The 25,070-nt window shown below is 66.4% G+C and carries 14 protein-coding genes; 4 read left to right on the top strand and 10 right to left on the bottom strand.

Features of this window, described 5'->3' with window-relative positions; genetic code table 11:
• Positions 1-7 precede the first annotated feature (7 nt).
• The 4 genes from otsA to H4O11_RS16375 all read right to left on the bottom strand — a co-directional run bounded on the left by otsA (position 8) and on the right by H4O11_RS16375 (position 6,494).
• Positions 8-1,372 carry an alpha,alpha-trehalose-phosphate synthase (UDP-forming) gene (otsA, locus tag H4O11_RS16390; protein WP_182340844.1) on the bottom strand — a complete coding sequence of 455 codons (1,365 nt, stop codon included), beginning with the start codon at positions 1,370-1,372 and terminating at the stop codon, positions 8-10.
• Entirely contained in the window at positions 1,369-3,150 is a 1,782-nt protein-coding gene (locus H4O11_RS16385; RefSeq protein WP_182340841.1) for a glycoside hydrolase family 15 protein, read from the bottom strand. The genes otsA and H4O11_RS16385 overlap by 4 nt, the downstream gene beginning before the upstream one ends.
• A 35-nt stretch (positions 3,151-3,185) precedes the next feature.
• Positions 3,186-3,944, bottom strand: a complete 759-nt coding sequence (otsB, locus tag H4O11_RS16380; RefSeq protein WP_182340838.1) for a trehalose-phosphatase — start codon at positions 3,942-3,944, stop codon at positions 3,186-3,188.
• 120 nt (positions 3,945-4,064) lie between these two features.
• Positions 4,065-6,494, bottom strand: a complete 2,430-nt coding sequence (locus H4O11_RS16375; RefSeq protein WP_182340836.1) for a TonB-dependent receptor plug domain-containing protein — start codon at positions 6,492-6,494, stop codon at positions 4,065-4,067.
• A gap of 249 nt (positions 6,495-6,743) precedes the next feature.
• Between H4O11_RS16375 and H4O11_RS16370 the strand changes: the two genes are divergently transcribed.
• Positions 6,744-7,220: a DUF3574 domain-containing protein gene (locus H4O11_RS16370; protein WP_182340833.1), complete on the top strand. Its 477-nt coding sequence runs from the start codon at positions 6,744-6,746 to the stop codon at positions 7,218-7,220.
• A gap of 74 nt (positions 7,221-7,294) precedes the next feature.
• On the top strand, positions 7,295-9,013 hold the full coding sequence (locus H4O11_RS16365) for a thiamine pyrophosphate-dependent enzyme (RefSeq protein WP_182340830.1): 1,719 nt from the start codon (positions 7,295-7,297) through the stop codon (positions 9,011-9,013).
• Positions 9,014-9,023: 10 nt separating this feature from the next.
• Here the strand turns inward: H4O11_RS16365 and H4O11_RS16360 are convergent, their stop codons facing one another.
• Positions 9,024-10,583, bottom strand: a complete 1,560-nt coding sequence (locus tag H4O11_RS16360; protein ID WP_182340827.1) for a sodium:solute symporter family transporter — start codon at positions 10,581-10,583, stop codon at positions 9,024-9,026.
• 135 nt (positions 10,584-10,718) lie between these two features.
• Here H4O11_RS16360 and H4O11_RS16355 point away from each other — a divergent pair, with 135 nt between their 5' ends.
• The gene (locus tag H4O11_RS16355) at positions 10,719-12,332 is read left to right on the top strand and encodes a SulP family inorganic anion transporter (RefSeq protein ID WP_182340823.1); all 1,614 of its coding nucleotides are present in this window, start codon (positions 10,719-10,721) and stop codon (positions 12,330-12,332) included.
• Between the two features lie 33 nt (positions 12,333-12,365).
• Here the strand turns inward: H4O11_RS16355 and H4O11_RS16350 are convergent, their stop codons facing one another.
• The gene (locus tag H4O11_RS16350; RefSeq protein WP_182340820.1) at positions 12,366-13,076 is read right to left on the bottom strand and encodes a glutathione S-transferase; all 711 of its coding nucleotides are present in this window, start codon (positions 13,074-13,076) and stop codon (positions 12,366-12,368) included.
• 184 nt (positions 13,077-13,260) lie between these two features.
• On the opposite strand from H4O11_RS16350, the gene clpB reads away from it, so the two are divergent.
• Positions 13,261-15,846, top strand: coding sequence for an ATP-dependent chaperone ClpB (clpB, locus tag H4O11_RS16345; RefSeq protein ID WP_182340817.1), 2,586 nt, complete (start codon positions 13,261-13,263; stop codon positions 15,844-15,846).
• A 42-nt stretch (positions 15,847-15,888) separates the two neighbouring features.
• Here clpB and H4O11_RS16340 read toward each other — a convergent pair whose 3' ends face one another.
• From H4O11_RS16340 to H4O11_RS16325, 4 genes are all read right to left on the bottom strand, one after another.
• A complete protein-coding gene (locus H4O11_RS16340; protein ID WP_182340813.1) occupies positions 15,889-18,105 on the bottom strand; it encodes a M13 family metallopeptidase in 2,217 nt (738 codons plus the stop codon).
• A 332-nt stretch (positions 18,106-18,437) separates the two neighbouring features.
• On the bottom strand, positions 18,438-20,384 hold the full coding sequence (locus H4O11_RS16335; protein ID WP_182340810.1) for a M28 family peptidase: 1,947 nt from the start codon (positions 20,382-20,384) through the stop codon (positions 18,438-18,440).
• 292 nt (positions 20,385-20,676) lie between these two features.
• On the bottom strand, positions 20,677-22,380 hold the full coding sequence (gene ybaL / locus H4O11_RS16330) for a YbaL family putative K(+) efflux transporter (RefSeq protein ID WP_182340806.1): 1,704 nt from the start codon (positions 22,378-22,380) through the stop codon (positions 20,677-20,679).
• Positions 22,381-22,509: 129 nt separating this feature from the next.
• Complete coding sequence (locus H4O11_RS16325) at positions 22,510-24,891, bottom strand: TonB-dependent receptor plug domain-containing protein (protein ID WP_182340804.1); 2,382 nt, start codon at positions 24,889-24,891, stop codon at positions 22,510-22,512.
• Positions 24,892-25,070: the final 179 nt, after the last annotated feature.

Raw genomic sequence — 25,070 nt, 5'->3', positions numbered from 1 at the left:
GGTGCCGTCAGGCCTCCAGTTCCTGCAGGAAGCTCTGCCGCCAGTGATTGATGTCATGCCGGCGCAGATGCTCCATCATCGCGTTCCAGCGTTCCTGGCGACGCTTCAGCGGCATCGTCGCGGCCGTGGCGATTGCGTCGGCAACGCCATCCAGGTCATGCGGATTGACCAGCAGCGCCTGCTTCAGTTCATCGGCCGCGCCGGCCAGCAGTGACAGCACCAGCACGCCGGGGTTGTCCGGATCCTGCGAGGCGACGTATTCCTTGGCGACCAGGTTCATGCCATCGCGCAACGGGGTTACCAGGCCAACGGCGGCGGAGCGGTAGAAGCCGGTCAGCGTGGCATGGGTGAAGTTCTGGTTGACGTAACGAAGGGGCGTCCAGTCAGGTCCGGCGTGGCCACCGTTGATATGCCCGGCGATCTGTTCCAGCTGGCTGCGCAGTTGCCGGTATTCGGTGACGTCGCCGCGCGAAACCGGCGCGATCTGCAGGTAGGTCAGGCTGCCATGCTGGTCAGGGTGGCGTTCGAGGTAACGCTCGAAGCCCAGGAAGCGTTCGGGCAGGCCCTTGGAATAGTCCAGCCGGTCCACCCCGATCGCCAGCTGCCGGTCGCGCAGGCTGCCGCGCAGGTCCTTGACCGCGGTTTTGCCGACGGCGGCCTTGGCCTGTTGCGCGATGCGCTCGGTGTCGATGCCGATCGGGAACGCAGCGGCACGGAACCGTCGTCCATCGGGTGCTTCCAGCTGTCCATCACCCAGCACCCGGCCGCCGCCGAACAGGCGCAGGTAGGTCTGGAAGCGGTCCGCATCACGCTGGGTCTGGAAGCCGACCAGGTCGCAGGCATACAGCGAGGAGAACAGCCGCAGGTGGTCCGGCATTGCCTGCAGCAGGTCGGCCGAGGGCATCGGCACGTGCAGGAAGAAGCCGATGCGGCAGCCGATACCCCGCTCGCGCAGCATCGCCGCCAGTGGAATCAGGTGGTAGTCATGGATCCAGACGATGTCGTCCTCGCGCAGCAACGGAGCAAGCTTGCTGGCGAACAGTTCGTTGACGCGGTGGTAGGTCTCGCGGGTGCCGCGGTCATAGTCCACCAGGTCCAGGCGGAAATGCAGCAGCGGCCACAGGGTGCGGTTGGCGAAGCCGTTGTAGTAGCCATCCACGTCATGCTTGTCGAGGTCCATGGTGACGTAACGGATATCGCCCTCGACCTGTTCGTGCAGCGTGCCGCTGGCATCGCGGGTGGCTTTCCCGCTCCAGCCGAACCACAGCCCGCCGCGCTCCTTCAGTGCTGCCAGCAGGCCGACGGCCAGGCCGCCGGGACGTGTGTCGCCAGGAATGGCCACCCGGTTGGAGACCACCACCAGCCGGCTCACGAGGCCTCCTGCCAGGACCGCGACAGGCGCATCGCCGCAGTGATCAGGCCGACGTGCGAGTACGTCTGCGGGAAGTTGCCCCAGGCTTCGCCGTTGTCGAAGGCAAGGTCTTCGGACAGCAGGCCAAGGTGGTTGCGGCGCGACAACAGCATCTCGAACATCGCGCGTGCCTCGTCCATGCGGCCAATGGCCGCCAGCGCGTCGATGTACCAGAACGTGCAGATGGTGAAGCTGGTCTCCGGTTCGCCGAAATCATCCGGCGCCACGTAGCGGTACAGTGCATCGCCGTGTTTCAGGTCGCGGCCGATCGCCTCCACCGTGGCGATGAAGCGCGCATCCATCGCGTCGACGAAGCCGATGTCGGCCAGCAACAGCAACGAGGCATCCAGCCGATGGCCACCGAACGCATCGGTGAAGTGCCCCAGTTCCTCGTTCCAGGCCTCGCGCATGATGCGCTGGTGGATGCTGTCGGCACGTGCACGCCAGTAGTCGGCGCGGTCGTCCAGCTTGAGCCGCACGGCGATCTTGCACAGGCGGTCGCAGGCGGCCCAGCACATCGCGCTGGTATAGGTGTGCACTTCGGTGCGGCCGCGGAATTCCCATAGCCCCGCATCGGGTACGTCATGCAGCGCGAAGGCCTGTTCGCCCAGCAACTCCAGCCGCGCGAACGCATGTTCGTCGCCGGGATCCTGCAGCCGGCGGTCGAAGAACAGCTGGGTGGACGCCAGCACCACGCTGCCATACACATCATGCTGGCGCTGTACCCAGGCCAGGTTGCCACGGCGCACCGGCCCCATGCCGCGATAGCCGGACAGCGAGGGCACTTCGTGCTCGTCCAGCGAGGCCTCGAAGCCGATGCCGTACAGCGGTTGCAGCGTGCCGTCCGCGGTGGCCAGGTTGAAGATATAGCCGAGGAACTGCTCCATTGAACGGGTGGCGCCCAGCCGGTTCAGCGCGCGTACCACGAAGGCGGCATCGCGCAGCCAGCAATAGCGGTAATCCCAGTTCCGGCTGCTGCCCGGCGCCTCGGGAATGGACGTGGTCATCGCTGCGATGATCGCGCCGCTGTCCTCGTACTGGCACAGCTTGAGGGTGATCGCGCTACGGATGACCGCGTCCTGCCATTCCAGGGGAATGGAGAGATAGCGCACCCATTCCCGCCAATAGGCACGCGTCCGTTGCATGGCTTCCTGCACGTAGCCGTTGAGCGAACGATTGAGCGATTCATCCACGCCCAGTACCAGGTGCACGGTGTGGTTCAGTACGAAAGGAAGGCCGTCGCGGACGAAGCGCACGGGTACATCGGTGGTCAATCGCAGCACGTGGTCGGGCAGGACCCAGCGCACGTGGTTGCTGCCCCAGGTGGAATCGGGCACGCGCTGGCCCCAGTCGGCCAATGGACGCGCCAGCACACGGATGCGCGGGCTGCCGGCGATGGGGCGGACCTGGCGGATCAGGCTGACTGGCCGGTAGAAGCGGTCGTTCTGGCGCCAGCGCGGTGCGAAATCGATGATCTCCAATGCGCCGCCGTGGCTGTCGCGCAGCACGGTGCGGAGGATCGCGGTGTTGCTCAGGTATTCCTGTTCGCTGCTGCTGAAGTCTTCCAGTTCGATGGAGAAATCCCCACCTTCCTGCTGGTTCGGCCCGAGCAGGGCGCAGAAGGTCGGGTCGCCGTCGAAGGTGGGCAGGCAGCTCCAGACCACGCGGGCCTGGCGATCGATCAGCGCGCCGAAACTGCCGTTGCCGACCACGCCGAGGTTCAGGTCAGGATGGATCATGGGCGGAACATCTCGTCTGCGGCCGTGGGGTCGGCCTACCACGCATTCTCACGCAACCATGCGTGCACGCTGCGTATGTCCTTCAGTTGGAACACGGCTTCGCTGGGGTCGCGCTCGCCCACCAGCACGCTCCAGCCGTGCAGCCTGTTGGCGGCGTCGAAGCCGTGTTCGTCGGTGAGGTCGTCGCCGACGAACACCGGCAGCCGCCCACGGAAAGGCAGGTACTGCGTCATGCGTCGCACTGCACGGCCTTTGTCGCTGCCGACCGGTACGAACTCGACCACGTGATCGCCAGGTTGCAGGCGATAGTGCGCATTGCCGCGGACGTGCCGTTCGGCAAACGCGCGCACCTCATTGGCCGAATGTGGCGCGGCGCGCCAGTGCAGGGCCATGCTGGGGCCCTTGTCTTCGATCAGCACCCCGGGGTGGCCATGGGCGAACCGCATGGCCTGCTGGTGCAGGGCATGCAGCCACTCGGTGGTGCTTTCGTCTTCGCTGCTGTCGTGGACCGTGCCGTCGGCATTGCGCACCTGGTGTCCGTGCAGGCCGGCCGCGGGCAGGTCCAATGGCGCGAACAGCGCATCAAGCTGCGCCAACGGCCTCCCGCTGACCAATGCAACCGCACCTTCCAGGCGGTCACTGATGCGGCCGATCGCCTCGCGGACCTCTGGCAACAGGGTCACCGCGTCGGGGCGCTCGGCGAACTCGATCAGGGTGCCATCGACGTCCAGGAACAGTGCACAGGCATCATCCAGCAACGGCGGTGGCGGACGAAGAGGGAGGTCGTTGGCCATGTCCGGCACGATGCCAGCGCACGCGTGAGCATGGCGTCACCCCGTCCGAAGTGGGCAGCGTACCGTGGTCGGCGAAGGCCGGCGGTCGACACCGGCCAGGGCGGCTGGCCAGGCACCCACTCAGAACGTATAGCGCACCCGGCCATACCAGTAGGCGCCGTTGCTGCCGATCGGCGACAGCACGTCGTAGGGCAGGTTGCCGTAATAGTAGATGTCCTCGTTGGAGAGGTCCGGATAGTTGTCGGTGAGGTTCTGCCCGCCCAGCGCGACGCTCCACTGCGGGGTGATGCGGTACTCCGCTTCCGCGTCCAGCTGCCATTCGGCCTGGTAGGTCTGGGTTGGCTCGAAGCCATCGCCGAAATTGAACACGCGCGTCGCACTGCCGTGGCGGCTCACGCGGCTGGTCAGCGACCAGCGGTCGTTGCTCCACGAGGCGGAGAACTGCGCCCGCGTGCGTGGCGTGGCGTCGGTGAGTGTGTTGCTCTCTTCCACGCCGAACAGCACGTAGGCCGGATCCAGCGCCTGCAGCGCGGCGGGCGTACGCAGCACGCTCTTCAGTTCGGTCTTCGTATAGGCCCAGGTACCGGTGAGCAGCAACTGCCCATCGCCCAGCGCGTGGCGCCAGTTGGCCACCAGCTCCGCACCGCGGGTACGGGTGTCGGCGGCATTGACGAAAAAGTTGGCGCTTTCCAGTCCGGCCACGCCGAACTGCTGCTGCACGAAGTCGGTCAGTGCATCGCCGGTGATGCTTTCCGACAATGCGATGCGGTCGTCGATCTCGATCTGGAACAGGTCGAGCGAGACGTCGAAGTTGTCTCCGATGCGGCTGGTGAAGCCCAGGCTGGTATTGAGCGATTTTTCCGGCTTCAGGTCCGTTGCCCCCAATCCACGTGCGATCGGGTTGTTGACGGAGAGCAACCGCCCCTGCACCAGCTGGCCGGCCGCGTTGTAGCCGGTGGAGGTCGACTCATAGCCGATCTGCGCCAGCGACGGTGCGCGGTAGTTGTTGGACACCGCGGCACGCAGCGCGAAGGCCGGGGTGAATTCGTAGCGCAGGCCCAGCTTGCCGGTCAGTTCGCCGCCGAAGTCGTCGTGGTGCTCGTAGCGGGCCGCGATGTCGCTGGAAAAATGCTCGCCCACCTGGCTGGACACGCTGGCGTAGACGCTGGTGACGTCACGCGACAGGTTGGCCGCATCCTGCGGGGTCAGGCCGCCGCCGGCCTGGGAACCGGTGGGACGGTCGGTATACGGGCCAGCGGCATAGCTGGCTGGGTCGCCCGGACGGGTCTCGTAGCGCTCGTGGCGTGCTTCGGCGCCCAACCCCAGGCTGTGGGTGGTGCTCCCGCCCTGCTGGAACACGCGTCCCAGGTCGAGGTTGGCCACGCTTTGCGCGTACTGGTAATCAGCGGTCTTGAAACGGGTCGGGCTGGTGGGACCCAGCGACGCATTGAGCGTATTGCGCATGCGGTAGGTGAAGTCGTTCTGGCCGAAGTCCAGGCTGGCATCATAGTTCCATTCGCCCCACTGGCCACGCGCGCCGGCAACGGCCTGCACATCGCGGTTTTCGCCTTCGGAAACCGGACGGTACCCGTCGGGATAGATCTCCTTCCAGTTTGCTTCGCCATCCGGATAGCGGAAGTAGTTCGCGCCTTCGGTGTCGCGCTGGTTGTAGGTACCGAAGGCATAGAACGTGCCGGTATCGCCGAACGGGATCTCGGTGTTCAGCCAGCCGTTGAGGTCCTTGCTGGTACCGTCGCCCAGCACGTAGTTGCGCTGGCCCTGCAGCGCCAGGTTGGCATCGGTCTGGTCCCACGGTGGAATCTGGTCGAAGCCGGCGCGGTTGGTGGCTTCGCGGTTCTTGTATTCCACGCCGACGCGCAGGAAGCCGCCGTCCTCGCCGAGCGCCGTGCCGACGTTGGCGCTGAAGTTGCCGGTCTGGCCATCGGTGAGGGTGCGGCCGATCGGCTTGAGGTCGGTGTGGTGCGCACCAAAGCTGGCCTCGATGGCACCTCCTTCCGGGGTGTTGTCCAGGATGACATTGATCACCCCGGCCACGGCATCCGAACCATACAACGCGCCGGCGCCGTCGCGCAGGACCTCGATGCGCTTGATCGCGCTGACCGGGATGGCGTTGAAGTCCACCGGCGTGGTGCCCTTGCCGATCTTGCTGTCGGTGTTGACCAGTGCGCTGTGGTGGCGGCGCTTGCCGTTGACCAGTACCAGCACCTGGTCCGGGGAGAGGCCACGCAGCTGCGCGGCGCGGACGTGGTCGGCGCCGCCCGAATTGGACTGCCGCGGGAAGTTGAAGGAGGGCAGCAGCGCCTGCAGCGCACTGCCCAGCTCGCCATTGATCACGCCGGCCTTGCGGATGTCCTCGGCTGTCAGCACATCCACCGGCGAAGTGGATTCAAGCACCGTTCGATCCACCGCGCGGGTGCCGGTGACGATCACCGTATCCAGGTTGGTGGTGTCCTGGGCCAGGGCCACGGCCGGGGACAGGGCGAGTGCGATGGCGAGGCCGAGCGGCGACGCAGGCAGGCGGGGGGGCATGGGAACTCCGACAGCAACAGCATGGGAAGGGGGATTCGGATGGTTTCATTTACATCCATCCGGATGGAGCGATATATTATCTTGGCGTGATTGCCGGGTATAGCGCAAGCCCCGGCGTGGAATGCATCAGCTCATGCCGCGGCGGCATGACGTTGGTTGCGGATGCAACAGGCGGAGCTGTGTACGCTGCTGCGCTGTCCTTGCCGGGCGTGGCCCGGCACTACACCTGGTTTCTGGAGATCCATCGATATGAAGCGTTATGGGCTTGTCTTCGCCGTGCTGCTGGCCACCAGCGGCTGTGCCACGTTGTCTTCCAACGCGCCAGCGTCGGCGGACGCCACCGCGACGATGCAGGGTGACGCAGCGCGGCCGGCCGCTGCAAGCGGCTGGGTGCGCAGCGAGCTGTACTTCGGTGTCGGCGAAGAACAGGGTGCCGGTGACAGGGAACAGGCCGATACGATCAGCGATGCACAATGGCGTGCCTTCCTGGACAAGGAGGTCACGCCGCGTTTTCCTGACGGCTTGACCGTGTTCGATGCCTATGGCCAGTGGTTGTTCCGTGGCGACGCCGAGCCGAACAGGTTGCGCACCAAGGTACTGGTCGTGCTGCATGAAGACTCCCCCAAGCGCCGTGCCGACATCGAAGCGATCCGCCTCGCATGGAAGCAGGCAACCAGGCACCAGTCGGTGCTGTGGTCACGGCAGGCGGTCGAGGTGTCGTTCTGAGGAATCCGGCGCGCACGGGAATGTCACCTGTACCTGGCTAGGCTGGGGTTTCCCCCATTGCTGGAAGCCAGGCCATGAGCAAGCGCGTTGCCGAGATCGTCATCGATACCCTGCAGCAGGCGGGCGTGCGGCGCTGCTACGGCATCGTCGGCGACACGCTGAACCACGTCACCGATGCCATCCACCGCAGCGACGTGGAATGGGTCCACGTCCGCCATGAAGAGGCTGCCGCGCTGGCAGCCGGGGCCGACTCCCTGGTCAGTGGTGAACTCACCGCATGCGCGGGTTCCTGCGGGCCGGGCGGCCTGCATTTCATCAATGGCGTTTTTGAAAGCAACCGCAACCGCGCGCCGATGGTACTGATCGCCAGCCAGGTGGTGACCAGCGAGCTGGGCATGGAGTTTCCACAGGAGGTGGATTTCAAGTCCGTCTATTCCTCCTGCAGCGTGTTCTGCGAACAGGTGCACAGCGCCCAGCAGGCGCGGCGCGTGGTGGCGATGGCCTGCCAGGCCGCCATCAGCCGGCGCGGCGTGGCGGTGGTGATCCTGCCAGCCGACATCAGCGAAGCCGAGGTGAAACATGACGTGCCGTTCTCGGTGCACTACACGCAGCCGGTGCTGCGCCCGGCAGACGAGGAACTGCTGCACGTCGCCGAACTGCTGGGGCAGGGCAAGCGGATCGGCATCTATGCCGGCGCCGGCTGCCAGGGCGCGCATGCGCAGCTGCTGCAGTTGGCGGAACGCCTGCAGGCACCGGTGGCACATACCTCCCGGGCGAAGGATTTCGTTGAACCGGACAACCCGTACAACATGGGGATGACCGGCATCTTCGGCATCGAATCCGGCTTCCACACCGTGATGGAGTGCGACACGTTGCTGCTGCTGGGCGCCGATTTCGCCTGGGGGCAGTATTACCCGGACAAGGCCACCATCATCCAGGTCGACCGCGATGGCAGCCACCTCGGCCGTCGCCACCCGGTAGGCCTTGGCGTGGTCGGCGACATCGGCCCGACGCTTGATGCGCTGCTTCCCATGCTGCAGCCGCGGCTGGAACGCAGCTTCCTGGACGAATGCATCGAGCGGCGCGACAAGGCCCTGGCCACGCGTGCGCAGGAAGAGCAGCCGGGCACCGGGGCGGTGATCCATCCGCAGTACCTGACCGCGCTGCTGGACCGGCATGCGGCCGATGATGCGCTGTTCACCGCCGACGGCGGATCGCCGATGGTCTGGGTGCTGCGGCATATCCGTGTCAACGGGCGCCGCCGCACGTTGACCAGCCTGCTGCACGGAACCATGGCCAATGCGATGCCACAGGCATTGGGCCTGCAGAAGGCATTCCCGGGACGGCAGGTGATCTCGCTGTCCGGCGACGGCGGGCTGGCGATGCTGCTGGGCGACCTGTTGACTGCGGTGCAGGAAGACCTGCCGATCAAAGTGGTGGTGTTCAACAATGGTTCGCTGAACTTCGTCGAGCTGGAACAGAAGGTCGAAGGGTTGCTGGACAACTACACCGGCCTGAAGAACCCGGATTTCGGCCGCCTGGCCGAAGTGATCGGATTCCAGGGCCGTACCGTCACCCGCAGCGAGGACCTGGAAGGCGCCGTGCGCGCGTTCCTCGCGGCGCCGGGGCCAGCCTTGCTGGACGTGCACACCAGCCGGACCGAACTGGTGATGCCGCCCCAGGTGGAGGCCCGGCAGGTGGCGGGTACCGCGCTGTATGCGGCCAAGGCGGTGCTGGGCGGCCGGATGGGCGAGGTCAAGGACCTGTTGACTTCCAATTTCCTGAAACGTTGAGCAGCCCCGCTCAACGCAATGCCACCAGGATCACCGCGGTCAGCGCCAGCACCGCGCCACCGCCGATGGCCACGTCCCGTGGGATGTGGGCCAGCCCCGGGCGTGCGCTGGCCAGCACGGCCTCGGCGCCGGCGCCTGGCCGGTCGCGCGTGCCGAGGCAATACATCCAGCCCAGGGTCATCGCGGCAGTGGCGGCACACAGCACGCCGCCGATGATGGTGAAGTGCAGCGTGAGCAGGCCGCTCTCGCGCAGCACGAACAGCAGCGCGCTCAGGACATGGCCACAGACCAGCCCGCGCAGCGCTGCGCCTGCGCCCAGCCGGCGCAGCCACAGGCCCATCAGGAACACCGCCACCAGGGGCGAGGCGACGAAGGCGAACACCTGTTGCAGGTAGCTCCACAGCCCGGCGAAATGCTGGATCATCGGTGCCCACAAGGCGGCGACGATGGCCACGGCCACGGTCACCCAGCGGCCGACCGAGGCCAGCTGCGATGAGGTCAGGCGGGGATAACGGGGCTGCACGAAATCCAGCGTGATCAGCGTGGCCGAAGAGTTGAGCGTGGCCGACACCGTGGACATCAGGGCGGCGATCAGCCCGGCCAGGATCAGCCCGGCGATGCCGGCCGGTGCGTAGGTCGTGACCATGGCCGGGAATACCTGGTCGGCATGTTCAAGGCCGGGCAGCAGCACGCTGGCCAGTGCGCCCGGAATGGTCATCAGGAAGATCGGCAGCAGCTTCAGCGCCGCGGCGATCACCGATGCGCGGCTGGCGGTCTGGATGTCACGCGCCGCCAGCACGCGCTGCACGATGTACTGGTTCATCGTCCAGTAGTAGAAGCCCACGATGGGCAGGCCGGTCAGCAACCCGAGCCACGGGACCCCGGGATCGTCCAGCGGCCGGATCAGCGACAGCTTGTGCGCATCCACCCGTTCGGTGACGTTGGTCCAGCTGTAATCGAACTGGGCGAACACCAGGGTGGCCAGCAGCGCGGCACCGGCCAGCAGCACCACGGTCTGCATCACATCGGTATAGACCACCGCGCGCAGGCCACCGCAGGCGGTGTAGGCCGCAGTGAAGGCGGCCACGACCAGGCAGGTGCTCCACAGCTCGGTGCCGGGCACGAACACCGAAACCACCAGCGCGCCGGCGTACAGGGTGCCGGCCGTGTCCAGCACGATGGACAGGAACAGCGTGACCACCGACAGGTACTTGCGCATGCGCGTGTCGAAGCGCCGTTCCATCAGTTCCGGCAACGTGGAGACGCGTGCGCGCATCAGCACCGGCAGTACGAACACCGCGGTGAACATCAGCACGATCCCGGCCATCCATTCGTAGTTGGCGGCCGAAATGCCGCCACTGTAGGCCGCGCCCGGCAACCCGATCAGGGTGTCGGAGGATACGTTCGAGGCGAACAGCGAGAAGCCCACCGCCAGCGGGCCGAGCGAGCGCCCGGCAAGGAACAGGTCATCGGCGTCGGCGTTGCGGCGGGTGGCGGCCACCCCGATGACGGCAGTAAGGACGAAATAACCGGCAATAACCCAGTAATCGATCGGCTGTAGTGAGTGCATCGCTCCAGGCAGGGGAAACGGACGACGTATTTCAGGGAAACATGGATCGCGGTGCGGTTGCAAACCGCCGCCCCTGTTTTCCGTGCTCGCCAAGGCCTACCATCGGCACCTCCCCCCACATCTGCCATGGCCCCCATGCCTGCCTCGCATCCTGCCTCCCCGGCGCGCCCGCGCTGGTTCGTCGCCGGCGATCTCAACGGCTTCTTCGGCCTGGTCGTCGACAATCTTTCCATCCTCGGCTTCATCGCCATGGCGCTGGTGGGGATGTTCCAGTTCCCGCCCGAGGTGGTGTTCACCCACATGTTCCCGGGTACTGCCTTCGGCGTGCTGGTCGGCAACCTGCTCTATACCGTGATGGCGCGGCGGCTGGCCGCGCGGACCGGCCGCGATGACGTCACCGCCATGCCGCTCGGCCTGGATGCCCCGACCAGCATCGGCATGGCCCTGCTGGTGCTGGGCCCGGCGTTCGTCGCATTCAAGGCACAGGGCATGGATCCGCAGGCTGCAGCGATTGCCACCTGGCAGCTGGGCATGGCGTCGCTGGTCATCATGGGCCTGCTCAAGCTGGTGCTGTCGTTCTTCGGTGAGGCGGTGACCCGCGCACTGCCACGTGCGGCCCTGCTGGGCTCCATCGCGGGCATCGCACTGGTGTTGATGGGCTTGCTGCCGTTGCTGGAAACGCTGCGTTCGCCGCTGGTGGGCTTCGTCACCCTGGGGCTGCTGCTCTACGTGCTGATCGCCAAGGGCAAGCTGCCCGTCCGTGGCCCGGCCGTGCTGCTGGCGTTCGTGTTCGGCACGCTGCTGTACTACGGGCTCGGCATGGCCGGACTGGGTGCACCGGGCTTCCAGGTGCCGGCATGGACGGCGCCGCAGATCGTGCTGCCGCTGCCGACGCTGGGTTTCCTCGAGGGCCTGCCTACGGCGATGTCCTACCTGCCGCTGCTGCTGCCGTTCGGCCTGCTGATGGTGGTCGGCGGCATCAACGTGTCTGAAAGCGCGCGCGCCGCCGGCGACGATTACCGCACGCGCGACATCCTGCTGGTGGAGGCCGTCGCCACGCTGGTGGCCGGTGTCTGTGGCGGTGTCGCGCAGACCACTCCCTACATCGGGCAGCCGGCCTACAAGCACATGGGCGCGCGCAATGGCTACACGCTGCTGACCGGCCTGTTCATCGGCATCGGCGGCATGCTGGGCATCGTCTCCGGGCTGGTGCAGTGGCTGCCGCTGGCGGTACTGGCGCCGATCATCGTCTACGTAGGCATCGACATCACCACGCAGGCATTCCAGGCCACCCCGAAGCAGCATGCCGGTGCGATGGTGCTGGGCTTCCTGCCATCGGCTGCCTACCTGCTGGCGATCAAGGCGCCGGGCTGGATCGCCCCGGAGCAGATGGGTGCGATGCTGGCCACGGTGGATGGCCATGGCCTGCCGGAACTGGCGGTGATCTTTGCGCTGGGCAATGGTTTCATCATCACGTCGATGCTGTGGATTGCCACGGTGGCGGCGATGGTGGATGGGCGCCTGCGTCGTGCCTGCGGTTTCCTGCTGGTGGCGGCCGGACTGACTCTGTTCGGGCTGATCCATTCGGTGGATCCACGGGGCGGGATCTACCTGCCGTGGGACCTGGAAGGGCTGGCGCGAATCATCAGCTGGCAGTTCGCCGGTGCCTACGTCGCGCTGGCCATCGTGCTTGGCCTGCTGTCGCTGCAGAAGCAGCCGGTGAAGCCGCTGGGCGACGGCGCGGCTTGATGCCGCTCCGCCAGCGCCGGGCATGGCCCGGCGCTAGCGGTCGCCGTCCAGCTCCGGGTAGTGGCGGAAGATGCCGTTGGTGTTGAACGCCAGCCGTCGCCCCGAGGCGAGGTAGGCCGCAATGCCTGGCCGCTTCTCCACCCGGTCCTTCAACGCCTGCAGCAGCGGCAACGACGGCCACAATGCCTGCATGCGGCGCGGAAACATGTAGTCCAGCCCGCTGAGCAACTGGAACAGCGACAGGTCCACGTAGGAGTGTTCGCGCAGCGGGTGGCGTCCGCCATTGGCTCTCAGCACCTCCTCGAAGTAACCCAGGAACTTCGGCAGCCGCTCCCCGCGCATCGCTTCGGCACGGGCCCGGGCCTCGGTCTTCTGCTCGTCGTAGTACTTCGATGCCGCGATCGGATGATGGGTGTCGTGCACTTCGGCGACCAGGTCGGCGATGGTCAGCTGCAGCTGCAGGGCCTGCACGCGCCGGGATGCCGCGTGCGGTACCAGGTCGAGGGTGGGGCCGAGGAAATCGAGGATGGCGGCCACCTGTGCGACCAGTTGGCGGCCAGCCTTCAGGACCGGCGGTGCGAAGGGGCGGTGGCCATCGGTCTTGCCGGCGAGCAGCGGCGTCATGATGGCGTCGCCGTGGACGCGGGCCATGTCGGTATAGTCGGCGCCGGCGTCTTCCAGTGCCAGCCTGACGAACTCGCCGCGTCCCTGGATGCCGGTCCAGTAGTAGAGCTCGTAATGCATGTCGGTCCTGCCGGGTGGGTGCATCCCAGTATCGGCCGGGTGGCGACAGAATCCGGTGAGCATGCCTGCACGCGGCGTTGGCGCCGGCTGAACCATCATCTCACCGGGCCTTGAAACCAGGCAGGGCAGCCGCATCTGTCTGGTAGTGCCGGCGCGGCCGGCTTCTCCTGATCGAGGAACTGACATGCGGATGGACAAGCTCACCTCGCGTTTCCAGCAGGCGCTGGCGGACGCGCAGTCGCTGGCCGTGGGCCGCGACAATTCAATCGTCGAACCGGTGCACGTGTTCAGTGCGCTGCTCGACCAGGCCGGTGGCAGCACCCGGCCGTTGCTGGCCCAGGCCGGAGTCAACACGACCGTGCTGCGCGAGCGCCTGGACGAGGCGCTGGCTGCGCTGCCGAAGGTCTCCGGGCAGGCGGGCAACCTGTCCATCGGCAATGACCTGGGCCGGCTGCTGAACCACACCGACAAGCTTGCCCAGCAGAACGGCGATGCCTTCATCGCCAGTGAATGGTTCGTGCTGGCGGCGCTGGAGGATGGTGGCAGCCTGGGCATGGCGCTGCGCGCAGCTGGCGCCGACAAGGCACGCCTGCAGGCGGCCATCGACACCCTGCGCGGTGGCGACAAGGTGCAATCGGAGAACGCGGAAGAGCAGCGCCAGGCGCTGGAGAAGTACACCATCGACCTGACCGCGCGTGCCGAGGGCGGCAAGCTGGACCCGGTGATCGGTCGCGATGAGGAGATCCGCCGCACCATCCAGGTGCTGCAGCGGCGCACCAAGAACAACCCGGTGCTGATCGGTGAACCCGGCGTGGGCAAGACGGCCATCGTCGAAGGCCTGGCCCAGCGCATCATCAACGACGAGGTGCCTGAAGGACTGCGCGGCAAGCGGGTGCTGTCGCTGGACATGGGTGCGTTGATTGCCGGCGCGAAATTCCGTGGCGAGTTCGAAGAACGCCTGAAGGGCGTGCTCAATGACCTGGCCAAGAGCGCCGGGCAGGTGATCCTGTTCATCGACGAACTGCACACGATGGTCGGCGCGGGCAAGGCCGATGGCGCGATGGACGCGGGCAACATGCTCAAGCCGGCGCTGGCCCGTGGCGAGCTGCATTGCGTGGGTGCCACCACCCTGGATGAGTATCGCAGGTACATCGAGAAGGACGCTGCGCTTGAGCGCCGTTTCCAGAAGGTGCTGGTCGGCGAGCCGAGCGTGGAAGACACCATCGCGATCCTGCGCGGGTTGAAGGAGAAGTACGCCGTGCACCATGGCGTGGAGATCACCGACCCGGCGATCGTTGCCGCCGCTACCCTGTCGCACCGTTACATCGCCGACCGTCAGTTGCCGGACAAGGCCATCGACCTGATGGACGAGGCCGCCTCGCGCATCCGCATGGAGATCGATTCCAAGCCGGAAGAACTGGACCGCCTGGAACGCCGGTTGATCCAGCTGAAGATCCAGCGCGAGATGCTGAAGAAGGAAAAGGACGATGCGTCCCGGCAGCGCCTGGCCGACCTGGAATCGGATATCGAAGGGCTGGAGCGTGAGTTCTCCGATCTCGACGAAATCTGGAAATCGGAGAAGGCGGCGCTGCAGGGCGCCACCCGGATCAAGGAGCAGATCGAACAGGCCCGGCTGGAGCTGGAAGCAGCACAGCGGCGGCAGGACTTCGGCCGCATGAGCGAGATCCAGTACGGGCAGCTGCCGCAGCTGGAAAAGCAGCTGGCCGACGCGCAGGAAGCGGAGAACACCGAGTTCAGGCTGGTGCAGGACCGGGTTACCGCCGAAGAGATCGCCGAAGTGGTTTCGCGCTGGACCGGTATCCCGGTCAACCGCATGCTGGAAGGCGAGCGCGATAAGCTGCTGCGCATGGAAGAGATGCTGCACCAGCGCGTGGTGGGCCAGGAAGAGGCGATCAAGGTGGTGTCTGATGCGGTGCGTCGCTCGCGTGCCGGCCTGTCCGACCCGAACCGCCCGGGTGGTTCGTTCCTGTTCCTGGGGCCGACCGGCGTGGGCAAGACCGAGCTGTGCAAATCGCTGGCCGAGTTCCTGTTCGACAGCAGCGACGCGATGATCCGCATCGACATGAGCGAGTTCATGGAGAAGCACAGCGTTGCGCGCCTGATCGGTGCACCCCCGGGGTATGTCGGCTATGAAGAAGGCGGCTACCTGACCGAGGCCGTGCGTCGGCGGCCGTACTCGCTGATCCTGCTGGACGAGGTGGAAAAGGCGCACCCGGATGTCTTCAACATCCTGCTGCAGGTACTGGACGATGGCCGCTTGACGGACGGGCAAGGGCGGACCGTGGATTTCCGCAACACCGTCATCGTGATGACCTCCAACCTGGGCTCGCACCAGATCCAGGACATGGGCAGTGACGACAGCCCGGAGGCCTATACGCAGATGAAGGCGGCGGTGATGGGCGTGGTGCAGGCGCATTTCCGCCCGGAGTTCATCAACCGGCTCGACGACATCGTGGTGTTCCATCCACTGGACAAGGCGCAGATCAAGCAGATCGCGCGGATCCAGATGCATGGGCTGGAATCCCGGTTGGCGGAGCGTGGGCTGAAGCTGCAGGTAGGTGATGCGGCGTTCGAGTTGCTGGGCAACGTTGGCTTTGATCCGATCTACGGTGCCCGTCCGCTGAAGCGTGCCATCCAGGCGCAGTTGGAGAACCCGCTGGCGCAGAAGATACTGGGCGGCGAATTCGTTGGTGGCGATACCATTGCCGTGGACGCGGCCGGCGGCCAGCTGGTGTTCGCCAAGGGGTGACCGTTTCCCGTGCCTGGGGCGCCGGGCCATGCCCGGCGGCTTTCAGAGGAACGTCACCCGGTCTGCATCGCGCCGCGCCATCGGATCGCCCGGCGTGCAGTTGAATGCCTGCGCGAATGCCGGCATGTTCGACGGGGCGCCGTCGGCACGTACTGTTCCAGGCGCGTGGTTGTCGGTGACCATGTCCAGCGCGATGCGTTGTGGCGTGGCAAGTGTCCGCCATGAAAACGCGAAGTTGGCGAAGAAGCGCTGCGCGCGGGTCATGCCGTCGACCATCGGATCGGGGATGCCGGCCGTCGCGGCCTGCATCGCATCGAAGGCGATCGCCAGCGCACCCAGGTCGGCGAGGTTTTCATCCAGGGTCAGCGCGCCATCCACCGGCCGGCCATCCACCTGATACTGCCCGAACTGGGCTTCCACGCGCGCGGCCAGGCTGTTGAAACGACGATGGTCGTCCTCGCTCCATCCGTCGCGCAGGCTGCCGTCGGCAGCGAACTGGCTGCCCAGCGAGTCGAATCCGTGGGCCATTTCATGGGCGATGATGACGGCGATGCCGCCGAAGTTCAGGGCATCGTCGGCGTCCGGGTCGAAGAAGGGGGGCTGCAGCAGGGCGGCCGGCAGCACGATGCGGTTCTGCGTCGCGTCGTAATAGGCATCCACGGTCTGCGGGGTCATCTTCCACGCATCGGTATCCAATGCCTGCCCGATGCCGTTGATGTTGTGCCGATGCGTGAAGGCCTGGGCCGCCTGTACGTCGTGCAGGAAATCCTGGCCGTGCGTCAGCCCTTCGGGCCACGCCTGCCAGCGTTTCGGTTGGCCATGCTCCAGGCGCATCCGTCGTGCTTTCTCCGCGGCCTGGTGGCGCGTGGCGTCGTCCATCCACGGTACAGCCTGCAGCCGTCGAACCAGGGCGTCGTGCAGCGCGCTGGTGAGCGCCTGCATGCGTTGCGCGGAATGCGGTGAAAGCGTTGCGTCCACGTAGGCTTTGCTGAAGGCGCTGCCGGCGCTGCGCTCGATGATGTCCAGCACCCGTGCCCAGCGTGGAATCTCGCCCTCACGCCCCTTCAGCGCGACATCATGGAAGGCGCGATGTGCCGCGACGAATGCTTCACTCATATAGGGCGCTGCCGCGTCCAGCGCGTGGAACCGCAGATAGGCCTTCCAGTGGTCCAGGGGGGCACTGCCCAGCAGCCTGCCGGCTTCGGCGAAGAATTCCTGCATGCCGAGCGAAATGCTGTCCGGCGCTTCGATTCCCTGCGCCTGGAAGAACTGATGCCAGTCGATGCCATTGCTCTCGATCCGCGCCTGTTCGAGGCTGACCGGGTGGTAGTAGATGGACACATCGGCAGTCAGCTCGGCGAAGGCTTTCGACGCGGCGGCCAGTTTTCGTTCCAGCCCCAGCACGTTGCTGGCGGCGGCCACGGCCTCGTCGGCGGGCATGCCTGACAGCTGCAGCGTGCGCGCGATATGGGCCTGGTAGGCCTGCACCAGCGGAGCCCGTCCCGGCTCGGCGTACCATCCACTGTCGGGCAGCCCGAGACCGCCCTGGGCCAGATAGGCCATGGACCGGGAAGGGTGCCGCAGGTCGGGCAGCACGGTCAGCGCGAACAGCGGGTTACGTCCCTGTGCGGCGATCTGGAACAGGTGCTGGAACAGCGTCTGGCGGTCGGTCAGTTGTTCAATTGCCTGCAGTTGCGGCAGCAGCGGCGCGATGCCCCGCGCTTCGATGTGGGCCGTGTCCATGCCGCCCGTCCACAGGTCGGCGATGATCTTCTCCGCTGCATCGGGATGGGGATGTGCAGCGATCTGTCCGGCCAGTTGCAGCCGGACCAGCAAGGAACGGTCGCGCAGCTTGTCGAAGGTTCCTTCGCGCGTGCGCCCTGGCGTCAGCTGCGCGCTTTCCTCCCAGCGTGCATTGACATGGGCGCCCAGCGATTGGCAAGGCGATCGCGTGATGTCCATTTCACCGGCGTCGAAGCGTGGCAGCGGCGGAAGGGCCGAAGGGTCCAGCTGGAATCGTGACGGGGCAGGTTCGGTTGCATCCGGGTGGCCGAGCAGGTGGACCAGCAGCGCGCCGATGCCGGCGCTTCCGAGCAGCAGCGTCCCGGTTGCAAGTGCAGCACCGCAGTGGCGCGGCCTGCGCACACAGGTGGCGGTTGTCGCATCGGTGATGAAGTTGGCCACGCTGGATGGCACGACGGGATGCAGCAGTGGACTGTCGGCAGAAGCCGACGGCGCCGCAGCGGGAATATCGTGCATGGCAATGGACACATCAGCGGCCCCCGCGCCCGGGGGCCATCCGCCGTGCGCAGGGAAATCCGCTGGTCCGCGGTCCGCAGGCAACGGCACCGCGGTGCTGCGTGGCAGGGCGCTGCTGGCCAGCAGCAGGAGGGCGGCCAGATTGGCGACGCCATGTGGATTCAGGGCCGGTGTGGGCCGGCCGAAGCGCTGCTGGCGCGTGGCAAGGCGCGTGGGTGCCGCCCTGCCTGCATGCATGCGTTGATGGTTGCCTTGGGCGAGGCGTGCGGATGTTGGATCGATGGGCATGTGGGGCTGTTGCTCAAGGGGAGGGGCTGCGTTGGGAATCGGCTTCACGCATGCGAGGTATCGGTCGCCGCAGGCGGCCGGGTCGGGGTATCGCGGCGACGGTGCCGGACGACGTCCAGCAGCGCGTCGGCAAAGGCGACCCCCATCGGCGCACTCACTCGATGCAGGCGATCGTTCGCCCCATGGACCAGCACCGGTGGTGCCAATGGGTGGTCCGCGCGCAGTGCCTGGAGGCGCTGCCATGCCTGGTCCGCAGCGTGATAGCGCCGCTCCAGCTCGGCCACCTCGTCCGCAGGCAGTTGCAGCTGGCCGTTGCGCAGGGCCTCATGCCTGCTCCAGTCGACCTGTACATCGCACGCCAGCCAATCCATCCGTGCGGTGTCCAGCCGGACCCAGGCTTCGGCATCCACGGCGCTCACCTGCGCAATGCCGATGCAGGGGATGGACGCATTCTGGAAGGCGACGTTGTCCGAGGTCATCAGGAGCGCCGTGCCCGGTACGGCACGGGTGAAGCCGTTCGCGGCGAAGTGCCGTTCGAACGCCAGCGCTTCCCTGCGTTCCGTGTCACTGGTCGTTGGGGCCTGCAGGAACATCGGCGCCCGTCCCAGGTACGGTGATGCGGCCAATGCTTCCGAGCCGGACAACACATAGCTGTGGCCGCCGCGTCCCACCAGGTCGATATTGATGACCATGGTCGGGCAATCGTCGCATTCGCGGCACTGTGTGATGTAGGCGTTGGCTCCCAGCAGGCCCAGTTCCTCGTTCGAGGTGACCAGCAGGTCCACCTGCGTGCCGGCAAGGGGCGCCTCGGCGGCCAGTTGGCGGGCCACATGCAGCAGCGTTGCCACGCCGGAGGCATTGTCGTACGCGCCGTGCGATCCACGCGACAGGCCGATCATGTCTCCGTGGGCGACCAGCAGCAACCGGCGTGCAGGCGCCGTGCCGGGCGCCGGCGGCATGCGTATGCGCAGGTTGAATGCGGGGGACGGATCCTCCATGCCCAAGGGCCCCAGCCCCCTGGCAGCGTACGGCAGCCATTCCACGTGCCCCGCATCGCGTTGCAGCAGGCCCGCGATGACCTGTTGTCGACGGCTGTTGGCCTCGATCCAGCGCTGTCCGGGAGAGGCGCCTGCCGCCGTGTCGCTGGACGTGCTGGCGACGATGGTTTCCATGTCATCCTGGAACGCTGCTGCTTCGGGCGTGTAGATCATCGCCAGTGCCTCGGCCAGTGCCAGCAACGGGCTGTCGCCAAGCAGGGGCGTGGCGTCGGCGCCGCCGGGCCACGGCGCCATGGCTGCCTGTGCCGATGCCGATGCTTCCCCGATGGGTGCCACCAGCTCCTGCAGGTGGGCGATGGTTGCCTGCGGCAGCGTCTCCAGCAGGGCATTGATGCGCTCTGCCCGGCACTGCGGCTCGCCGCCGCAGTCGCGGGCAATCTGCAGCAATGCCGTGCCCGCATTGTCGGGTCCATGCAGTTCGATCCGCTCGATTTCCTCCTCCAACCGGTCCAGGCGTTGAACGGGGCTGACAGGCGAGACGGCGCCGGTCATGCGCGATGCCGGCCAGGTTGCAGCGGCAAGTCCGGTCACGCCCAGCACCAGCATGCCAGCGGTCACCGCTGCGGCGCAGTGCCGTGGCTGTGCCACGCATAGCGCAATGACGCCATTGCTGATGGAAGGCAGTGCCTGCGGCAGCAAGGGGGCGCCGCGGGCCGAATGGGGGCCTGCGCTTGCGCCGGTAGCGGGTATCAGTGCGTCGCGATGAGGGCCCGGTGCAACTGGTGGTTGCTCCCGGCGCGAAGCCGACCCCGCCGGCAACGCGCTGGCCAGCAGGACGCATGCGGTGAACAGCCCGCTGGCATTGCGGATCCGCAGCAGGCGGGGGGCATCCTGTTCGCGGGCATGCCGCGAGGATCGGGAGCCAAGGCTGCCGTTACGACGCTCGAAGCATCCTGCGACGCCACGGCTGTGCTCGATGGATGCGCTGGGCATCGGGGCCTTCCGAGGGGAGGAGCCAGCACTATCGATGCATCGGCGACCGGCATTGAAGCGCCGGAAGCGACAGATGCCAGGGAATGATCGATTACTGCACACTGGCGGCAGGTCACGGCATCCTGATACCGCAGCATGATCTGCTCATGGCGCGATGCCATCACCGCAGGGCGCCGGGTGGCGTAACGTGGGCTTGCCTCTCCAAGGGCGTGGCAACCCAGTCCCCGGCCGGTGCGGGCCGGTCGGGGACCTTCTGCAGCGTGGCCACCAACCCCGCGGTGGCCCATGGCAGTCACACCACCGGGATGCTGTGCTGCTGGCGAAGGGAGCGGTAGGGCGGAGTGGCGAGGATCATTTCGGCCAGCGAGTAAGCCAGCTCGCGCTCGGCCATCACGGTGCCGTCGGCGCCGTGTTCCAGCAGATGCTTCACTTCGACATCGCTGTGCGCACGCGCCAGCAGGGTCAGGTGTGGATTGATGGCGCGCAGCTTGGCCAGGGCCTCGCCCGATTCCAGTGGCTGCGGAATGGCCAGCACGGCGATCTTCGCCCGTTCCGGGTGTGCCTCGGCCAGTACCCGGTCGGCCGCCGCGCTGCCGCGGATGGCGGCGATCCCGGCCGCATGCGCGCTTTCGACGTGTTCCTTGTTGTCGTCGATCACCAGTACCGGTACGCCGCGGTCGCGCAGCACATGGGCCAGTTCACTGCCCACGCGTCCATAGCCGATCACGATGGCATGGTCCTGCAGGTCGCGCGAGGGACCGATGGCTTCCTCGGGTTCTGGCGGCAGTGGCGTCCTGGCAAGCTGCCGGGCCTGCCAGCGGTCCAGCAGGCCGAACACCACGGGATTGAGCATGATCGACACCAGTGCGCCGGCAAGTACCAGTGACTGGCCTTCCTCGGGCAGGATCTGCAGCGCCACGCCCAGTCCCGCGATGATGAAAGCGAACTCGCCGATCTGGGCCAGGCTGGCCGAGATGGTCAATGCGGTGCTGGTGGGGTGGCCGAAGGCGCGCACGATGAAGAATGCCGCGGCGGACTTGCCGAACATGATGATCAGGACCGTGGCCAGCACCTGCCAGGGGTGTTCGATGATGATCATCGGGTTGAACAGCATGCCGACGGATACGAAGAACAGCACCGCGAAGGCATCGCGCAGCGGCAGTGAATCGTGCGCTGCCTTCTGGCTGAGTTCCGATTCGTTGAGCAGCATGCCGGCGAAGAACGCACCCAGCGCGAAGGACACGCCGAACAGCATGGCCGAACCGAAGGCCACGCCCAGTGCGATGGCCAGCACGGCCAGGGTGAACAGTTCGCGCGAACCGGTACCGGCAATGCGCTCCAGGATCCACGGAATCACCCGCCGGCCGACGACCAGCATCACCGCCACGAACAGGCCCAGTTGCACCAGGGTCCAGCCAATGTCGGCCAGGATGCTGCCGAGCGTATGGGTTTCCTTGCCGGCGTCGGCACCGAATACGCCGGCCAGCACCGGCATCATCACCAGCGCCAGCACGCAGGCCAGGTCTTCGACGATCAGCCAGCCCACGGCGATCTTGCCGCGCATGGTTTCCAGCAGGCGGCGTTCTTCCATCGCACGCAGCAGCACCACGGTACTGGCCGTGGCCAATGAGAAACCGAACACGATGCCATGGATGGGTTCCCAGCCCATCAGGGTCGCCACGCCCCAGCCAAGCAGGGTTGCCACCAGGATCTGGCCGATGGCACCGGGGATGGCGATCGCCTTGACCGACATCAGGTCTTTCAGCGAAAAGTGCAGGCCGACGCCGAACATCAGCAACATCACGCCCAGTTCGGCCAACTGGTTGGCCAGTGCCTGGTCGGCAACGAAGCCCGGCGTGAACGGGCCGACGCAGATCCCAGCAACCAGATAACCGACCAGGGGGGACAAACGCAGCTTGTTGGCCAGCGCGCCGAAGATGAAGGCGAGCCCGAGGCCAACGGCGACGATGTTGATCAGGTCGGTGTCATGGTGCATCGGGTCTCGCAGGCGGTACGTGGGATGACTTGATTTTCACCGATGGCGCGGCATACGGCAAACGCCGGGCAGGGCCCGGCGTTTGCGGTCGGCTGCGTTGGCAGCCGCGGGCCGTGCCCGGCGGATTTTTTACCAGGTGTAGCGGACGCGGCCGTAGACGTAGGCGCCATTGAAGCCGAACGGAGAGTAATTGCTGTACGGCAGCATGCCCCAGGTGGAGTTCTGCAGGTCCACGGTGCGGTCCGGGTACTCGTCCAGCAGGTTGTCCGCGCCCAGCGTCAGGGTCCAGTTCTCGCTGGGCTTGTAGCTGGCCGAGGCATCCAGCACCCACTTCGCATCGTAGGTCTGGTCGCGGGTGGCGGTGGCCGAATTGCGCACCGTGAAGCTGCCATAGCGCGTCGCTGCCAGGCCCAGCTCCCAGTGATCAGAACGCCAGGTGCCACTGACGATGGACTTGTCGCGCGGGAAGCTGTCCTCGATGCGGCCGATTTCATCGCGCCCGATCAGCGACTGGGTGATGCCCAGGGCCTGGAATACCGCCGGCGAACCGTCGAACTTCTTCACCTCGGTATCGTTGTAGCTGTATGCCGCAGTCAACTCCAGGCTGCTGGCGGTGAACGGCACGGTGTAGCTGGCTACGGCATCGACGCCGCGGGTGCGGGTGTCCAGGTCATTGGTGAAGTACGAGAACGCGGTCACCTGCGGCAGGCCAAGCCCGGCCAGCAGGTCGGCCACGGCGGCGTTGTCGGTGGTGGTGATGTTGGATGACAGCACGATGCGGTCGTCGATCTCGATCTGGTACGCATCCACGGTCAGGTACAGGCGGTCCACCGGCTGCAGCACCAGGCCCAGGCTGTAGGAGGTGGAGGTCTCCGCCTTCAGGGGGGCCGAGCCCAGTGCCTGCGCGGCATCGCTTGCCGCCGGGAAGGTGCCGCGTTCGACGAATTCGCCGTTGATGATCGTGCTGGTCACGGCCTGGTAGCTCTGCTGCGCCAGCGACGGCGCGCGGAAACCGCTGGAAGCGGTGGCGCGCAGCGCGACCTTGTCGGTGAAGGCATAGCGCGCCGACAACTTGCCGGAGAACTTGTCGCCGAAGTCCGAGTAGTCTTCGTAGCGGCCGGTGACGCCGGCGGAGAACTTGTCGCTCAGGTCGGCTTCCAGCCCGGCATACACCGCGTAGTTGTGGCGGTCGGTGTTCACCTGGTTGGTCGGAGTGAAGCCAGCGAAGCCCTGGGCGCCGCTTCCGGTATAGGAGTCCAGCTCGCCTGCGTTCTGTTCCCACTTCTCGCGGCGGTACTCGCCGCCAAAGGACAGGGTGACCGGATAGGCCAGGCCCCAGTCCAGCGACTTGGTGAAATCGGCATTGAAGATGTCCTGGGTGTACTTCAGCGTGCCGTCGTAGAAGTCGCTCGGGCTGGTTGCGCCGAGGCTGTAGTTGATGCTGTTGCGGGTATGGAAATCCAGGGTGTTCTCGCCATGGTTGGCGCTCAGGTCCCAGGTCCACCCGCTTTCGGTGTTGCCCTTGACCCCGGCCACGACGGAGCGGTCCCTGGAATACTGGTTGATCTGCGGCACGTAGCCGTCCGGGTAGGTCTGGGCCAGCAACGCGGTCTCGCCGAGGTGGTTGGGCGAGCGGTAGAACGCGAACGAGGTGATGTCGCGGTTGCTCAGCAGTGCGTTGGCATAGCCGGTGACGTTGTCGCTGAAGGCGAAGCTGGCATTTGCCGATGCGGCGCTGGCATCGACCTGCGGGTCGCCGACCACGAAGGTGGTCTCACCGATGCCGGGGAAGTTGCTGGTATCCGGGGTGGTGCCCTGGTAGGGACCGGCGCGGTTGCTTTCATCCTGCTGGCTGTACTGGCCGGCCACGTGCAACTGGCCGCGGCCATTGCCGAAGGTAAAACCGGCATCGCCTGAGATCTGGTTCTTGTTGCCGTCGCCAGCCGAATACTGGCCGTGGTCGACCGCCAGGCTGCCACCGCTGCCACTGCCCTTGAGCACGATGTTGACCACGCCGGCGATGGCATCCGAACCGTACTGTGCCGATGCACCGTCGCGCAGCACCTCCACCCGTTCGATGGCGGCGATCGGGATCGCATTGATGTCCACCGCCGATGAGCCGCGGCCGATGCTGCCGTTGACGTTGATCATCGCCGACGTGTGGCGGCGTTTGCCGTCCACCAGCACAAGTACCTGGTCCGGCGACAGGCCGCGCAGCTGCGCCGGGCGGATGCCACTGGTGCCGTCGGTCAGCGCAGGGCGCGGAAAGTTCAGCGACGGCAGCGCGCGCGACAGCGCGGTGGCCAGCTCGGAGGTACCGGTGGACTGCAGGATTTCCGGAGTGATGATGTCGATCGGGGACTGCGATTCGGCGACGGTGCGGTCGGCTACGCGGGTGCCGGTGACGATGACCGTATCGAGGGTGTTGGCGGTCTGCGCGGCAGCGGCGAAACTGGAGGCGCCCAGGACGACGGCGACGGCGGTGGCTAGCTTGCTGGTCTTGCGGATCATCAGGACATGGCTCCGGTTGGGGGCGGCGGCACCGGCGACATCTCAGGGGCGGGACGGCGTTTGTTGCGGTGCGCAATACAGCAGTTAACGGCAATTTAATCCCCTGTCAAATGACGGTAACGTCAAAAACTGTTGCAACAGCAACGGTTTAGCGTCATCCACAGGGAATGCGGGGTAGG

Source organism: Stenotrophomonas tumulicola (assembly GCF_014117215.1).
Taxonomy (GTDB): domain Bacteria; phylum Pseudomonadota; class Gammaproteobacteria; order Xanthomonadales; family Xanthomonadaceae; genus Stenotrophomonas; species Stenotrophomonas tumulicola.
Note: the sequence above shows the minus strand (reverse complement) of the source record. Positions and strands in the feature narration are given on the sequence as shown.

Bases quoted from the DNA above. Each gene is read 5' to 3' on its own strand.
- H4O11_RS16385 (WP_182340841.1), bottom strand. From the start codon at position 3,150: ATGATCCATCCTGACCTGAACCTCGGCGTGGTCGGCAACGGCAGTTTC.
- otsB (WP_182340838.1), bottom strand. From the start codon at position 3,944: ATGGCCAACGACCTCCCTCTTCGTCCGCCACCGCCGTTGCTGGATGAT.
- H4O11_RS16375 (WP_182340836.1), bottom strand. From the start codon at position 6,494: ATGCCCCCCCGCCTGCCTGCGTCGCCGCTCGGCCTCGCCATCGCACTC.
- H4O11_RS16370 (WP_182340833.1), top strand. From the start codon at position 6,744: ATGAAGCGTTATGGGCTTGTCTTCGCCGTGCTGCTGGCCACCAGCGGC.
- H4O11_RS16365 (WP_182340830.1), top strand. From the start codon at position 7,295: ATGAGCAAGCGCGTTGCCGAGATCGTCATCGATACCCTGCAGCAGGCG.
- H4O11_RS16360 (WP_182340827.1), bottom strand. From the start codon at position 10,583: ATGCACTCACTACAGCCGATCGATTACTGGGTTATTGCCGGTTATTTC.
- H4O11_RS16355 (WP_182340823.1), top strand. From the start codon at position 10,719: ATGCCTGCCTCGCATCCTGCCTCCCCGGCGCGCCCGCGCTGGTTCGTC.
- H4O11_RS16350 (WP_182340820.1), bottom strand. From the start codon at position 13,076: ATGCATTACGAGCTCTACTACTGGACCGGCATCCAGGGACGCGGCGAG.
- clpB (WP_182340817.1), top strand. From the start codon at position 13,261: ATGCGGATGGACAAGCTCACCTCGCGTTTCCAGCAGGCGCTGGCGGAC.
- H4O11_RS16340 (WP_182340813.1), bottom strand. From the start codon at position 18,105: ATGCACGATATTCCCGCTGCGGCGCCGTCGGCTTCTGCCGACAGTCCA.
- H4O11_RS16335 (WP_182340810.1), bottom strand. From the start codon at position 20,384: ATGCCCAGCGCATCCATCGAGCACAGCCGTGGCGTCGCAGGATGCTTC.
- ybaL (WP_182340806.1), bottom strand. From the start codon at position 22,380: ATGCACCATGACACCGACCTGATCAACATCGTCGCCGTTGGCCTCGGG.
- H4O11_RS16325 (WP_182340804.1), bottom strand. From the start codon at position 24,891: ATGATCCGCAAGACCAGCAAGCTAGCCACCGCCGTCGCCGTCGTCCTG.